We start from the raw sequence: 13,864 nt of genomic DNA, 5'->3' as shown, positions 1-13,864 counted from the left end.
GGCCCTCGGAGACGTACGCGGCCACCGAGGCCGGGGCCGAGGCGGACGAGGCGGCCCTCGGCACGGCGCGGCCCCCGCACCGGGGGGACAGTGCGGGGGCCGGGGGCCATGGCCGGGCCAGGGTAGGCGCTGGGGGCCATGGCGGGGGGTGATCGAACGGTAGTCCGCGGGACTGACAAACGGTGCTGGTTGACCGCGCCAAGTTCCAATTACCGATCGGGGGCGCTGCCTTCCTGTTGTTTCGCTGGTTGCTGGCGCGGTGTCACTTTCCAGAAAGCGTCCCGGCGGTTTTTCGATGAGCGTTGCTGGTCTGGCGCGGTCACCGGAAAACGGGCCTACCGGATCCGGTACGGCACGGCGGTCACGTACTGCGATCGGGCCGCGGTTTCGGCAAGGGGGCCGGTGTGCGCGGCGCAGGTGTACGCGTCCGCCTCGGTGGCGTCCAGGTAGAACCGGACGGCATGGGTCGCGGTGGCCGGGCAGCGCTGCCGGTCGCGCGGCTGCGTGGTGTCCATGGCCTCACAGAGGCCGGGCGGTTGGTTGAACCACACCGTGAGCGGAGCGGAGAGGGCCCGGACGATCTGGCACACGTCGTTGCGGCGGCGGCGGTCCGCCTCGGGGAGCGTCTGCGGGTCGATCGGCTGGACTCCGGCCGGGGCCGGTCGGACCGAGGGGGCCGGGACTGCCGGCCGGGCCGCAGGGGCGGGAGCTGCGGGCCGGGGAGCGGCGGGAGCGACTACGGGCCGACTGCGGCCCTGGAGGGCGGCCAGGATCCCCGCCAGAGGCGCAGAGGGCCGCACCGGGGCCACCGGGGGCCGAGGGGCCGCCCACGGGTCCGCAGGGGCCTGGACGGGCCTCCAGGCCGGTTCCGGGCGGGCCCTGGAGGGCCGGGGAGTCGGGACCGGGCGGCGGCCCTCGGGGACGGGCCCCGTGTTCTCGTGAGTCCGGTAGGGGACCCGCTGGCCGGTGCCGCATTCCGGGCACCGGATCGTCATGCGGTCGCGGGCCCTGGACTGCCACTGGTGGCCGCAACGGCATTCGACCCACACCGGGGGCCGGGAGGCGATTTCGACGGACCGGGCGGCGGCTGCGGAGAGGCCCGGGGATACCGGCCCTTCCCATTCCTGGTCTATCCGCACGTGTCGGGAGGTCCGGCAGTGCGGGCAACGGGTGTTTCCGCCTCGGACTGTGGTGCGGTATGGCTTGGCGCAGTTTCTACAGACGATTTGCACGGGGACGGTTCGCACGTCACCCCCCTTTCTGCCGGTTGCTGGCGCGGTTGCATTCGATGATCCCACGGTTTGGCGGTGAATTGTAGAAACGGGAAAGGGCCCCCGCCTCCAATCGGAAACGAGGGCCCTTTGTGGGTCGGTTAGGCGATGGATTCAGCGGCCCCGGGCCGGTTCCGGTGCCACTTCTGGAGTTCCTCGGCGGTCCACTTCCCGTCGACTCCGGCCGGGAATTCCGGGTCCCTGCGCTTGGCCTGCCGGAGCGCGTCCGCGGACAGAGGCACGATGCCCTCCCGGGCCGCGGCGGCCAGGGTGTACCGGGGGACCTCCGGAGCGACCGAGGGCCGCGGCGGGAGGGCCGCCTCCCCCTTCACGAGGGTCAGGGTAGGCGTCACGTCACGTGACACCGGAGCCCCATTCTCCGAGGTGGGAGGCCCTGCGGGAGCGCGTGACGTGACACCGAGGCCCCCGAGGTCCGGGGCCGGGGCCACCATGCCGGCGGTTGCCCACTCCCGGGCCTCGGAGTCGGTGAAGAACGTCACCTGAGTTTCGTGCGCGACCCCGCCCAATACGACCTGCGCGCGGCCGACATGGCGGGTGGACCGGGGAATCGGCTGGACCTCGGGGACCAGCATCATCCATGCGTTTCGGGTGTACCGGGCGAGAATGCGAGTAGCGAAGCATTCCCGCACTTCCGGGCCCCCGAGGGCCGCCGCGGTGGCGGACTGCGCGACCAGGAAAACGTGCATGCGCACGGCGCGGCCCATGAACAGAATTTCCCGCAGGGCATCAATTGCGGGGGATTCCTTGGGGTCCGCCTTTTCGCGAGTCGCGGACCAATACCGCTTGAGTTTCGCGACCGTGGCGTTTGCCTCTTCCAGAATGAGGGCCAGGCGGGGGCCCACATCCGGCTCGTCCTCCCCCTCCCAATCGTCCACGACGATATTCCGGCGGTGTCCTTCCCGGCCGAGGGCCACGAGGGCATCGTGAATGTCCTCGATATCCCGGCAGTAGGCCACATTCGGCAGACCCCGGGCCCACTTGTGCGAGTGCCGCTTGAAGTCGAGAACGACCAGCTGAGACCCGTTGTGGAGCATCTGCGCGGCCATCGTGCGGGTGATGACGCTCTTCCCACCGCCGGTGGAGGCGCTGACCAGGATGTGAGGCGATTCGGCGTCCAGGTCGACAGAGACCCGGATGCCCTGCGGGCCCACACCGATCAGCGGGGCCGACTCCGCGGCGGCGGTGACCAGCTCCCGCACGCTGTCCTCCGCGAACATCACCTTGGCCGGGGGCCTCGGGGTCTGCCGGATCTCCAGGTGAGGGCGGCGGCCCTCCAGCTTGAACGTCACGGTTGCGTCCGAAAGCCCCAGCTTCGTACGGACGATCGAGCGGATGGTGGACTGGCCACCGTCCACCCCGACGAATGCCGGCGGGAGGTCGATGCGGCCCACCTCGGTCCGCTCCGGGTAGTCCCGGGGAATGTGGATGTACGCGGTGGGGAGGGTGCCCTCGGGGAGGCCGAGGGGGCCCTCCAGGGCCACGTGAAGGGGCCGGATCCACTCCCGGTGGTGGATGGCCCGGCGGACCACCTCCAAGCCGTTGTATCCGAGGGCCACGGAGCCCCCGGCGGCGGCGGCCTGGAGGCCCTGCGCGGCCACCTCGGGGGCGGCCTGGAGGGTCCAGAGGAACCCTGCGGCGGCCCCGGCGGACCCGAGGCGGATACCGGCCCGCTCCGCGCGGGAGAGGAGACTCCAGCGGCCCGCGCGGGCCCCCTGGAGGGGGTACGTCCCCCGGCTGAACCATCCGGCGTCGGACCGGTGGATGCCGTCCAGGTGGTGGCCGGAGACGAACCGGTACGCGGTCGCGATGGCCGATCCGGTCCGAGTTTCTGACATGCTGTGCACGATCACTCCCGGTGACTTTGACGGGTTACGGGATGTTGGTCGCGGGACCCCGCCCACTTCCGTTGGGCGGGGTCCCTTGTTCTGTTGTGCGGGTGGTTCCGGAACCTGCGGAACTACAGATAGGCGCCGGTCCGGTTGTTGTTCCGGGCCTCGGACACGAGGCGCCGGATGTACCGGTCCGAGGGGGCCTTGAGTCCGCGGCCCTCCAGGTCGGCCCGGATGGTTCCGGGGTCCGTTGTTCCGGCCTTGATGAGCTGTCGAACCGCGCGGGTGGCGGAACCTCGGGCCGGGGTCTGAGGGTCCGCCGGAACATCAGCGGAACCAGCCTTGACCAGGGCGGACACATCAGCGGAACGAACGGGCGCCGGGGGGATGTCGGCGGTCACGAGGGTCAGTGCCGGAACCTCGGCCGGAACCTGCGGAACCTCCGCGGCGGGGGCCGGAACCTGGACCGGGGGAACCTCGGGAACCTCGGCCGGAACAACGGCCGGAACCTCGGCGGCGGGAAGTTCCGCAGGTTCCGGAACCTCGGCGGCGGGGGCCGGAACCTCGGCGGTCCGAGGGGTCAGGGCGGCGGTCCAGTCGTGCCGGACACCGATGGTCGCGAGACCCGTGACGGACTTCCGGCGGACTACCCGGGCCACGATGGCCGCCTCGGCTGCGTCCGCCTCGGCGGGGTCCAGTCCGTGACGGGCGGCATCGATGGCGGCGGCCAACTTGGCCGCGCGGCGGGAGTGCTTCCGGGTGCCCTCGGTCGCGGCGGCCACGAGGTCCGCCAGATCCACGGCCCGGTCGGCTGCGCGGCTGCGGGCGATGGCTGCGGAGTCGGCCCCGCGCCGGCCGATGCCGAGGAACGCGGTCACGCGCTCGCGCAGCTCCCGCAGGGCGGCCCCGATGATGCCGTCCGACTGACCGCCGGACATGCGGAGCTCCAGGCCCAACAGGAGGTGCAGCATCACGGCCAGGAGGACGGGCCCGAGAATGACCCGGATCGGTCCGCCGGTCGCGCCGGAGACCCGGAAGGCCGGGATCGACTGGACGAGGACCGCGGCGTAAGCGAGGTAGGCCGGGCCCTTCGTGCGGGTGGCCCATGCGTAGATGGTCAGGGCCACGATGGCCGCCTCGGCGACACCGCAGAGGAGGGCCCGTTCCGTGTGGTCCGTGATGGCCAGGGCGGCCCCGAGAAACCGATACGAGGTGTCCGCGGACATGCCGAGGGCCAGGGAGGCCGGGGCGAGTAGGCCCGCGGTTGCGGCCCGGGTCCGATTGATCGTCACTGTGCTGTCCTCTCGGGGTCGTTCGTGCTGTCGTTCGGTTCCTCGGTTGCGGTGTCCGGCTCGTCCTCGGGGTCGAAGAGCGGGAGCTGACCCTCTATCTCGGTGAACTTCCGCCCCAGGGCCCCCAGGACGTTAGCGGAGGGCCGACTCATGGGGTCCCCCCCTTGTCCGGGGCCGGGTGGCGCTCCGCGATGAGCCGGAGGAGTTCGGCGTACTGGATCCGCACGGTTCCGCGCGGGTCGTACCGACCGGCCTCCCATGCGCTCACGGCGCCTCGGGTGACCCCCAGGGCCTCCGCTACCTGCGCTTGCGTCAGGCCCTGCGCCTTGCGCAGTCGTTCACGCTCGGACGGCTCCGGAAGGCGTGCGGCCTGCGGTGGCTGCACCTCCAGGAGCGCATGAATCTTGCTCATGTCTACCTCGTCCTTTCGCTTGCCTGTCATCAAGGTAACCTCTCCACTATCGCGTGTCTATCGCGCGTGCTAACGTCGTTCGTGTCGATTCTCTCGCGTCACCCTTTCGCAGTGACGCAGGTCGGAGGTAGGGACATGACAGAGACGAGGTACACCGCAGGCGAGAAAGCGCGCATGGCCGCCCTCGTGGCGCGCGGTGCGGTCCGCATCTCCCGGGGGAAGGGAACGGCTCCCGTAGACCGGGCCCTTGACCGCATCGAGCGGGAGGCCGCGGAGCGGACGGCGGCCGAGGACCGGATCCGGGAGGCCAAGCGCCGGGCGGAGATCGAGGCCAAGGCGGCCAAGCGCGCGGCCCGGACGTTCTGGTGAGCACCGAACAGCGGGCCGCGGTGGCCCCGGTGGTCCTGCGTCAGATCGGCATAGGGGAGGACGGAAGCCCCCTCTACGCCTACGCGGACCGGACCCCCGTCGTGCAACCGGCCCCCGTGCCGGCGTCCCGGCCCATCGGCGCGTACGTGGCCGCGGGCATCGGTGGCGCGGTGGCCCTCTCGTTCCTGGCCATGGCCGCCGCACTCCTGGCGGTCGCGGTCGCGGTCGGGGCGGTGTCAGTGACCATCTGCATCCTCGTCCTGCGCGGCATGTGGCGGGAGATGCAGTCGGGACAGAAGCACTGACGCTCACCCCTTGAATTCAAGATCCTGCCCGGCATAGTCGGCGGTGAGCTGTCGGAAACGGCAGCTCACCGCATGGGCCGGGCCCACAGAGAACGGAACACAGAACATGAGCAACGGCACCCCGCTCACCATCGTGGGCAACCTGACCGATGACCCCGAGCTGAGGTTCACCCCGTCCGGGGTGGCGGTCGCGAAATTCCAGGTCGCGGTGAACCGGCGGACCTACGACCGGCAGGCCGGGGAGTGGAAGGAGTCGGGTACCGACTTCCACCGCGTCACGGCATGGCGGACCCTGGCCGAGAACGTGGCCGGGACCCTGGCCAAGGGCATGCGGGTCATGGTCCTCGGTGACCTGCGGTCGCGGTCCTGGGACGACACGAAGACCGGAGAGAAGCGCTACGGGTGGGAGATCGAGGCGTCCGCGGTCGGTCCTGACCTGACGTTCGCCACGGCGGTGGTTTCCAAGGTGGCCAAGAGCAGCGGGGCGGCCCCGGGTGACGAGACGTGGGCCACCGCCTCCCGGACCCGTCCGGCGGCCCCGGCCGGAGCGGACAACGGCGGCCAGGGCGGGAACGGTTGGGGAGGCCAGGGCCCCGAGGGGGAGCCCCCTTTCTAACCGGCGGGTGCGGGAACGACCCCCGTACCGTGCTGACCGAAGGGGACCGCCGTGCCGTCCGCGACTTCCGGGACTGGCTCCAGGCGCGGGCCGCGGCCGAGGCAGAGGGATTGCCCGAGCCTCCCCTACCGGACGGCATGACTCGGCTGGTCTGACACCGCGTATCGATACCTTCCGGTATCGGGGGGGTCCCGTCATACGGTGACCGCGACAGGCCAGGCGGCCCGGCTCTTCCCACACCCTGGGGGAAAGCCGGGCCGCCTTCCATGAACCGTCCCTCGGTCCAGGCCGGGAAGGTGCGCGGGTCCTCGGGGCCGCCGGTACGTGAAGTGGTTGACGTACGGGCCGGATCGGTGACGTACGGGCCTTCCAGGCCGGGACCGACACACCGGAAGTTCCCCCATCAACCTTGTGGCGTAGGGGGACTGACGGGCCCTATGATCGTCGATACGGATTATTGAAAGGAGTTGGGACGTGACCGCTACCGCGACCATCGCAACGGCACCGGGCCCCTCGGCTCCCCCGGTCCCCGAGGACTGGCGCGTGACCCCAGAGGGGACCGTGCCTGTCTCGGACGTGGCCCGCACGACCGGCGACTACCCGGCCGTGAACTACACCGTTCGACGCTGCGGGGTGACGGTCGTTGAGCAGGGGGGGCACGGCCGGACCCGCTACATCCCCGTGTCCGAGGCGCTCCTCCTGGTGGCCGCCGCAGCTCTGGCGCTCGCGGCCGGCGTGGCCCTGGCGCAGATGTTCCGGGCCATCAAGGCGAGCGGCGCAACGGTCAGTGCCGAGGCCCTGACGATCCCGCTGAAACTCCAGGTCTGACCCGTACCCACCACACCAACGACACGCGAGAGGAGGTGTTCCCCATGAGTTTCGAGACCCGGTTCCTGTCCCGGTACTCCGATGACCAGCTCGGCATCATCTGGCGTTTCTCCGGCCTCGGAGAGATGACCGGTGACCCCGAGGCCCCGTTCCCGGGCCGCCGGGAGATGGCCAAGTTCCTCCAGCCGATCCCCGGCTCATGGCGGGACGTCCTCCGCCGTGCGGTCCGCACCGCGGGCAACCGCCGCGACCTGGCCGCCCTGGTGGCCCTCCTGCGGACCCTCACCCTGCGACCGGTCGGGATAGCGCTCCCGCTCCCGGCCCCGCTTGCCCTGTCCCCTCAGAGGAGGTGCCACCGGTTCGATCCGGCCCGCGCCCCGTGACCACACCACCCCGCTCCGGCGGGGGTCACCAGCGCAGGCACCCCCAGGAATGCCGAAAGCCCCGGGACACCACTCCCAGGGCTTGGCACTGATCCAAAAGGATTCGCTATGAACCACAGTACCCGTGACGTGCCCGAGAGCACCACGGCCCTTTGTGTGACCCCGGTCGGAAGCTCCGGCCGGGTGACTCCCGTTACGGACGGGACGGACACCTATCTGATCTGCCGGACCGTGCGCGGTCGCGGCGGGTGGGGTGTCCACACCGCTACCGGTGACCTCCTGTCCTCGGGGTGGCCCACCCTGACCCGTGCCCGGTCCTACGCGGACCGCCTCCTGTCGCGGGCGGGGGCGGACCGATGACCGAGACCCTGACCGAGGCGGCCCCCCAGGAAGGGGAGGTGACCGGGGCGGCCCGCATCCCCGGCGCCAAGATCAGCAAGACCGAGTGGTGGTTCCGGCCCTCGGACCGCATGGTCCTCCAGGTGTCCTACCTGACCGTAGGGGAACAGAGGGTGCGGATCGGGGAACCGGTCGGCACCGTCCCCCCGGTGACCGGGTGGGTCACGAAGAAGGACGAGGACGGCCAGGACACCACCATCGAGTACCGGCTCCGCGGGAAGGCTGGGCGGTGCGTGGTCGTCTCCGAGGACGACTTGGACCGCGGCACGTGGGCCGGGAAGGTGGGCCAGGAACGGCCCTCGGGGAGTGATGCCAAACTCGCGTTCGCGCTGGTGATCCGTCAGGAGGCGCGCGACCGGGCCCCCGAGGTGACCGCCGTGCCGTACATGGACGGCGGAGCGATGTTCTTCCCCGAGGCGGACACGCAGAACATCGGTTACCGGGCCCTGGCCGGAGACGAGGACACCGCGCGGGAGGTCTGGCGGACCATCCTCGGTCACGCCATGGCCCACCCGAAAACGCTCCTGGCCCTCGGCTCGTTCATGGCGGGGCCGCTGATCGCTCCGTTCGGACTGGTCGCGCACATCGTGAACCACGTCGGCCCCGGACAGCAGGGCAAGTCCACCACGCAGGAAGTCCAGGCCGGCATGTTCGGCCGGATCGAGGAGGGCATCCTCCGGTCCTGGAATTCCAGCGCGCAGGGCATCCCGCAGATTCTCCGGCGGGCCCGGTTCCTGCCCCTGGCCCTGGAGGAGAACAGCGCCAAGGGCGACGGGGTGGCCAAGACCGAACAGATGATGTCCAGCATGGTCGGCGGCGCCAACCGGGCCATGGGCTCCGCGGACGGCAACGGCGGGACCTCCCTCGGTCGGTGGCGGTCGGTCCTGTCCTCCAGCTCGAACCTGTCGCTTCGGCGGCCCGGGCAGTCCGAGGACCTGGCCTCTCGCCTGTACGAGCTGGAGGCCCCGTTCTGGCCGAACGTCTACGTTGACCGCGACGGGCGGCCCGTGCCCGAGGGCACCCCCCGGTGCATGCACCTGTCCAAGTGGGTCAAGCGGGCCGCGTCCAACTTCCACGGGTGGCCGCTGGAGTGGGCCATCCGTGACGGGTGGTTCACGGCCGAGGGCCTGGCCGCCCTCCAGGACGCGCACGATGCCGTGACGCAGAGGATCGCGCCCAAGGGCGGCGGTATCGCGGGCACGGTCGGAGAGGTCCACGCGCTGTGGGCGGTCGGGGCCCATCTGCTCGGTGCCGCGGTCGGTGTCGACGGCTGCGGGGACGTGGCCGAGGCCGAGGCGGTCCGGCAGCTCCCGGCGGCCCTCCTGTCGTCCGCCTCGGCGGCCCTGACCCCGGCCGAACAGCTCTGGGAGGCCATCACCGCGGCCATGGCGCAGGGCCACCGGTTCCCCGAGGTCGACCTCGGCGCCGGGGACCCCGCCGGGACCATCCGGGCCCGGATGGAAGAGCGCGGCAACGACGTTCACGGGTTCGTGTCCACCGGGGACAACCGACTGTGGTTCATCCCGGGCAAGCTGCGGGAGGTCGCGGAGCGCGCGCACCTCGGGGACACGCTGCACGCTGGCCTGGCCGGCATGAAGGGCCTCGGGGTCCTCGTCCCCGGGGACGCGCGCAACCTCCCGGCCAAGCCCCCGCGGGTCCTGCGCGGGGTCAAGGGCCTCGGGACGAGGCTGTACCGGTTCGACCTGGAGGCGGCGGGCCCCGCGTTCGGCAAGGGTGAGGACACCGAGGGCGGCCCGGACAACGGCGGCCCCTCGGCTCCGGCGACCGGCCCCCGGGTCTGCAACGGGTACAGCTTCGGCAAGCCGTGCGGACTCCCCCTGGACCCGGCGGCGGACGATGGGAGCGGACGGCACGCAACGTGTGTCCCGGCCCCCACCTCGTCCGGGTGGCCCGCGGGCACCCTCGGAGCCGAGGCGGCGGCCCTCCCCCTCCCCGAGGACGAGGCCCCGGCCGAGGTCCCGGCCCCGCGGCCCGAGGCGGCCCCGGCCCCGCCGGTACGTGAACCGGTTGACGTACCGGCCCCCTCGGGTGACGTTCCGCCTTCCAGGCCGGAGAGGAAGGCGGCCCCCTCGGCTGCGGTCCCGGCCGGACCGCACGCGGAGTTCCTGGAGGCGGCCCGGCTCCGGAAGTCGGTGCGGACCGCCCCGCAGATCCAGGCGCTTGCCGATCGTCTGGCCACCCTGGACGAGGCGCAGGCCGCACTGTCCGCCATGGATGACGAGTCGGACGAGGCGGACGAGGCCCTGCGCAAGTGGGCGGGCAAGCTGCGGTTGCTGGCCCCGCTGGAGGGCGACCGCGACGGCTCCGGCCCGTTCGCTCCCCGCCGGGCCGGTCAGTGGCCCAAGTGGATCCCGGAGCGTCCCGGGATGATCGAGGGTGTCCAGATCCGCGACGGCTGGACGTTCGAGCGGTCCGACTTCACCGGGACCGCCGTTGTGTTCGACCGCAACGCCTCGTGGCCCTCGGCGGTGTCCTCGGTCGCGGTGGCCCATGGGTCCCTGCGGCACCGGGGCGAGCTGGGAGAGGTCCCCGGCAAGCCTGACCCCGGTTACTACCGGGTGACGGTCCACCCCTGGACCGAGACCGACATGCCCTCCCCGCTGGAGGGGGCCCCGGTCGGCTCCGAGTGGTGGATCACGGGGACGAAACTCCAGCTCCTCATGGACCTCGTGGCCGCCGGCCGGTGGCCGGACGCGTTCGTCCATGACGCGTACACCGGGGAACCGATCCGGCTCCGCGAGTGGGCCCACCTCCTGGGGGAGGTCCGCCGGTACGCGCTGGAGACCTACGGCCGGAAGTCGGACGCCTACGCGGTGCAGAAAGTGGCGTTCGGCATGGCCATGGGCCTCATGACCGGATCCCCCGAGGGGGCCCTCGGCCGCAAGTGGCACTGCAAGTCCCGGCGGGTGGACTGGGTCCACTCCATCAAGGATCAGGCGTCGGTCACCATCTGGCGCACGGCGGACAAGGTGCGGGCCGCGGGTGTGCTGCCCCTCGCGATCCGCGACACGGACGAGCTGGTGATCCCGGCCGAGGCCCTGGAGGCGGTGACCGCCGGCACGGACGCGCCGGTCCGGCTGAATGAGGACGGGTGCGCGTTCGGCACCTGGAAGGTCAAGGACGAGGCGGAAGTCTGGGGGGATGAGTGATGGCGCGCAAGAGGGACACTGGCACCGGTGAACCGTACTCGGATGCCGAGGCGGAGCGGGTGGCCATGGCGATTGAAGCGGCGTACGCGGATTGGGACCGCCCTGCGGAGCCGTCCAAGGTCGACGTTCGCGCGAAAGTCGAATGGGCCGGGGTCTATCAGCCTGGAAACCAGGGTGTGCGCCGTATCCGAGTTGAGGGCCTCAAGCCGGAGAAGATGCGGGAAGTCCGCAAGGTCATAGAGAAAGCGCGCAAGGCCCTTGGAAAGCAGCGGACCGCCAAACCTGCCGCGACCTACCGGGCCAAGGGGTGGGAGGCTCAATTCCGGCAGCTCTTCAAAACAGCCAAGGGATACGAGGCCATGAGCAAGGCTGGAGTGTCCGCGACTAAGCAGACCCTTGACCGGTGGCTGAGTGGATCGCAGACCCCGAGCAAGGCGAACCGGGAGGCCATCGAGAGGGCCTACGGGGAAATGCGCGAACGGCCCGTGAGTGAGGCGCGCAGTGCCGCAGAATCGGCCAGTAAGGCGGCGGCCGAGGCCATGACCGAGGCCATGCGCGAGCGGTACGGCGTCAACGTCCGGTTCCGGGACATCGAACACTTCCGGTTCGAGGAGTAGTCACCGGGGGCCCCGTCCGACCGGGCGGGGCCCCGCTCGTCCGTCCCGACCCTCCGAGGGAGACACCGCACATGACCACCCGATGGACCCCGCCCGACCCGCAGCAGCTCCCCGAGTGGCGCGCGGAGTTGCTGGACCACCTGGACGACGACCGGACCCGGACCACGATGCGGGCCGCCCTGCAAGCGGGCCGGTTCACGATCGTGCCCACGGTCCCCGGCATCGGCGCGTCCGATGAGTCCGTGGGGTCCATCCTGCTCACGGCGTGCGAGCGGCGGCGGCTGGAGTCGGCAGAGCTGTACTACGCCACCCCGGACATGACCGCGCTTGCCCTGGCCGCCGCGCACACCCCGCCCACGGAGCCGGTGACCCTCTCCCGGCTCCCCTCGGAGTCGGGATTGATCGTGTTCGGGGAGCCGATCGGCGGATACACCGAGGACGCGGGGGCCGCCCTGGCGAACACCCCCTTTGGCCGCCCCAACGCGTCCGCCGTGATCACAACCCCGATCGTGGCCGCCTCGTGGTCGGTGTGGACCCCCGGGGAGGTCAACCTCGACCGCGGGGAGGTCCGTTGGCTGCACCGGGGCGCAGGGTCGTACGGAGCGATCCCGGCCGACTGGTCGGGGGTGTGGATCACCTTCTACAGCCCTCGGGGACTGTTCTCCGGACTGCCACCCGAGACCGTGATCGGGACCATGCGGGACGGCATGGTGATGACGGCCGGGATGATCGATGCCAACCGGGAGGCCAGCGGGCCGCCCCTCGGGTGGGATAACGAGATGTTGCTCCGGGAGGGGGCCCCGTTCGGGCCGCCCGTGCCGGACACGACCGACCGATGGGCCCACGTGCTCTACACCGCATGGCAGCTCATGGGACAGCAGGGCAAGAACCGTTGGGCCGAGGTGGAGGAGATCCCCCGGGCCCGGGCCGGAGCGAAGCGGGACCGCCGGCAGGGGGTCACCGCCTCGTCCGCGGTCCGCATCGTGCGCGTCCACTCCGCACACCGTCCGTCCCCGCAGGCCGCGCAGGACGACGCGCAGGCCAGTACGGGCCGCCGTGAGCCGCAATGGTCCTGCCGGTGGCCCGTGCGGCCCTACCGCCGGTCAACGTGCCTGAATCCGCGGGCCCATGCCGAGGGCGGCTGTCGGCATGAGGACCGGATCGTGTCCGGCCACATCAAGGGACCCGAGGGGGCCCCGCTCCGCACCGGAGAGACCGTGCACCTGTGGGACCAGCAACCGGCCGAGTAGGCGCCGGACCGCCGGGCCCCGCTCCCCTCGGGAGGGCGGGGCCCGGTCGCGTTCCCGAGGGGGAAGGTTCGGCCCCGACTCCCCCCAGGTATCGCCCCGTTACCCCTGCGAAAGCGGCCACTTTCCCCCGCGTACCGGCCCCGATACCCCAACGCATACGGCACTTGACCAGCGGAAACGCGAAACCGGCCACCCCGGGCCGGAGTCGGCCCCCTCGGCCCCGACCTCGTTTCCCCCACGTAATGAGCCCCTGACCTGCGGAAACGTCCCAACTTCCCTGCACGTATCGACCCTTGTTCCCTATGGGTATCGGGGCCGATACGGTCACGTAATGGGCCTCTGACCTGCGGAAACGTCCCCGGGCGGACCGAATGCGCCCCCCGTTCACTCCCGTTGGCCAACACACACCCTTGCCCCTGGTGTCGGGGCCCCCCTACATTCGAGGTGTCGGGTTACCCCGACACTCCCGCCGGGTGACCAACGGAAGGGGCCACCCGGCCCACCCCGGGCCCAACAGCCCAGGAAGGACCGACCCATGACCACCGAGGCCCACCGCTTCCCGCAGTACGCGGCCCACGCTGGCCGCATCACCCTGACCCATGCCGACACCGAACCGGACGACCGGATCGGCGGCCGGAGCGGCGCCACGACGTTCTGGCAGGACGGAACCACCTCCTACGTGCTGCACTTCCGCTCCGGCCACACGCACGGCTGGACCATGGCCGACGAGGCGGACACCGCGATCCAGGCCGTTGACTCCCTGCGCGCAGGGGAGGAGATCAGCGGGGACCGCCTCGGGGCCGCCCTGCGGGACGTGCGACGGCTCCGCAACCGCCTGGAGGCCCTGGAGGGCGAACTCCTCATGTACGCCCGGGAGCGGGGCCCCGAGGGCCGCCCCCGCATGTCCCTGCGGGAGCTCGGGGAGGCCACCGACACGCACCACTCCACCATCGCGGAGCGGGTGGACCGTGCCGAGACCGGGGCCCACCACCCGTGGCGGGGGTGGCTCGTCCAGCACACCGCACGCGCGACCAACTGACCCCCAGCGCCAACGACCGGGCCCCCGCCGCACGATGCCGGCGGGGGCCCTGCCCCGTTCCCG

At 71.5% G+C, this 13,864-nt stretch carries 14 protein-coding genes; 9 read left to right on the top strand and 5 right to left on the bottom strand.

Annotated elements, in window-relative coordinates; all coding sequences use genetic code 11:
* Window positions 1-335: 335 nt before the first annotated feature.
* From ACFY2Z_RS41020 to ACFY2Z_RS41000, 5 genes are all read right to left on the bottom strand, one after another.
* Window positions 336-515 (bottom strand): hypothetical protein, encoded by a 180-nt coding sequence (locus ACFY2Z_RS41020; protein ID WP_390749094.1) that lies wholly within the window; start codon window positions 513-515, stop codon window positions 336-338.
* 857 nt (window positions 516-1,372) lie between these two features.
* The gene (locus ACFY2Z_RS41015; protein ID WP_390749093.1) at window positions 1,373-3,127 is read right to left on the bottom strand and encodes a helicase HerA domain-containing protein; all 1,755 of its coding nucleotides are present in this window, start codon (window positions 3,125-3,127) and stop codon (window positions 1,373-1,375) included.
* Between the two features lie 122 nt (window positions 3,128-3,249).
* Window positions 3,250-4,413 (bottom strand): hypothetical protein, encoded by a 1,164-nt coding sequence (locus ACFY2Z_RS41010; protein ID WP_390749092.1) that lies wholly within the window; start codon window positions 4,411-4,413, stop codon window positions 3,250-3,252.
* Entirely contained in the window at window positions 4,410-4,565 is a 156-nt protein-coding gene (locus tag ACFY2Z_RS41005) for a hypothetical protein (RefSeq protein ID WP_390749091.1), read from the bottom strand. The genes ACFY2Z_RS41010 and ACFY2Z_RS41005 overlap by 4 nt, the downstream gene beginning before the upstream one ends.
* The gene (locus ACFY2Z_RS41000) at window positions 4,562-4,825 is read right to left on the bottom strand and encodes a helix-turn-helix transcriptional regulator (protein WP_390749090.1); all 264 of its coding nucleotides are present in this window, start codon (window positions 4,823-4,825) and stop codon (window positions 4,562-4,564) included. The genes ACFY2Z_RS41005 and ACFY2Z_RS41000 overlap by 4 nt, the downstream gene beginning before the upstream one ends.
* Before the next feature lie 135 nt (window positions 4,826-4,960).
* Here ACFY2Z_RS41000 and ACFY2Z_RS40995 point away from each other — a divergent pair, with 135 nt between their 5' ends.
* The 9 genes from ACFY2Z_RS40995 (at window position 4,961) to ACFY2Z_RS40955 (ending at window position 13,801) form a co-directional block, all read left to right on the top strand.
* On the top strand, window positions 4,961-5,194 hold the full coding sequence (locus ACFY2Z_RS40995; RefSeq protein ID WP_390749089.1) for a hypothetical protein: 234 nt from the start codon (window positions 4,961-4,963) through the stop codon (window positions 5,192-5,194).
* Window positions 5,191-5,499, top strand: a complete 309-nt coding sequence (locus tag ACFY2Z_RS40990; protein WP_390749088.1) for a hypothetical protein — start codon at window positions 5,191-5,193, stop codon at window positions 5,497-5,499. The genes ACFY2Z_RS40995 and ACFY2Z_RS40990 overlap by 4 nt, the downstream gene beginning before the upstream one ends.
* Before the next feature lie 106 nt (window positions 5,500-5,605).
* The gene (ssb, locus tag ACFY2Z_RS40985; protein WP_390749087.1) at window positions 5,606-6,115 is read left to right on the top strand and encodes a single-stranded DNA-binding protein; all 510 of its coding nucleotides are present in this window, start codon (window positions 5,606-5,608) and stop codon (window positions 6,113-6,115) included.
* A gap of 474 nt (window positions 6,116-6,589) precedes the next feature.
* Complete coding sequence (locus tag ACFY2Z_RS40980) at window positions 6,590-6,943, top strand: hypothetical protein (RefSeq protein ID WP_390749086.1); 354 nt, start codon at window positions 6,590-6,592, stop codon at window positions 6,941-6,943.
* Between the two features lie 44 nt (window positions 6,944-6,987).
* Window positions 6,988-7,326, top strand: a complete 339-nt coding sequence (locus tag ACFY2Z_RS40975; protein ID WP_390749085.1) for a hypothetical protein — start codon at window positions 6,988-6,990, stop codon at window positions 7,324-7,326.
* 356 nt (window positions 7,327-7,682) lie between these two features.
* Window positions 7,683-10,895 carry a DUF927 domain-containing protein gene (locus ACFY2Z_RS40970; protein WP_390749084.1) on the top strand — a complete coding sequence of 1,071 codons (3,213 nt, stop codon included), beginning with the start codon at window positions 7,683-7,685 and terminating at the stop codon, window positions 10,893-10,895.
* Complete coding sequence (locus ACFY2Z_RS40965; RefSeq protein WP_390749083.1) at window positions 10,895-11,512, top strand: hypothetical protein; 618 nt, start codon at window positions 10,895-10,897, stop codon at window positions 11,510-11,512. Before ACFY2Z_RS40970 ends, ACFY2Z_RS40965 begins: the two co-directional genes overlap by 1 nt.
* Window positions 11,513-11,583: 71 nt before the next feature.
* Window positions 11,584-12,762 carry a hypothetical protein gene (locus ACFY2Z_RS40960; RefSeq protein ID WP_390749082.1) on the top strand — a complete coding sequence of 393 codons (1,179 nt, stop codon included), beginning with the start codon at window positions 11,584-11,586 and terminating at the stop codon, window positions 12,760-12,762.
* 535 nt (window positions 12,763-13,297) lie between these two features.
* Window positions 13,298-13,801: a hypothetical protein gene (locus ACFY2Z_RS40955; RefSeq protein ID WP_390749081.1), complete on the top strand. Its 504-nt coding sequence runs from the start codon at window positions 13,298-13,300 to the stop codon at window positions 13,799-13,801.
* Window positions 13,802-13,864: the final 63 nt, after the last annotated feature.

Origin of the sequence: Streptomyces sp. NPDC001222 (assembly GCF_042896945.1) — a bacterium.
GTDB lineage: Bacteria > Actinomycetota > Actinomycetes > Streptomycetales > Streptomycetaceae > Streptomyces > Streptomyces gibsoniae.
Note: the sequence above shows the minus strand (reverse complement) of the source record. Positions and strands in the feature narration are given on the sequence as shown.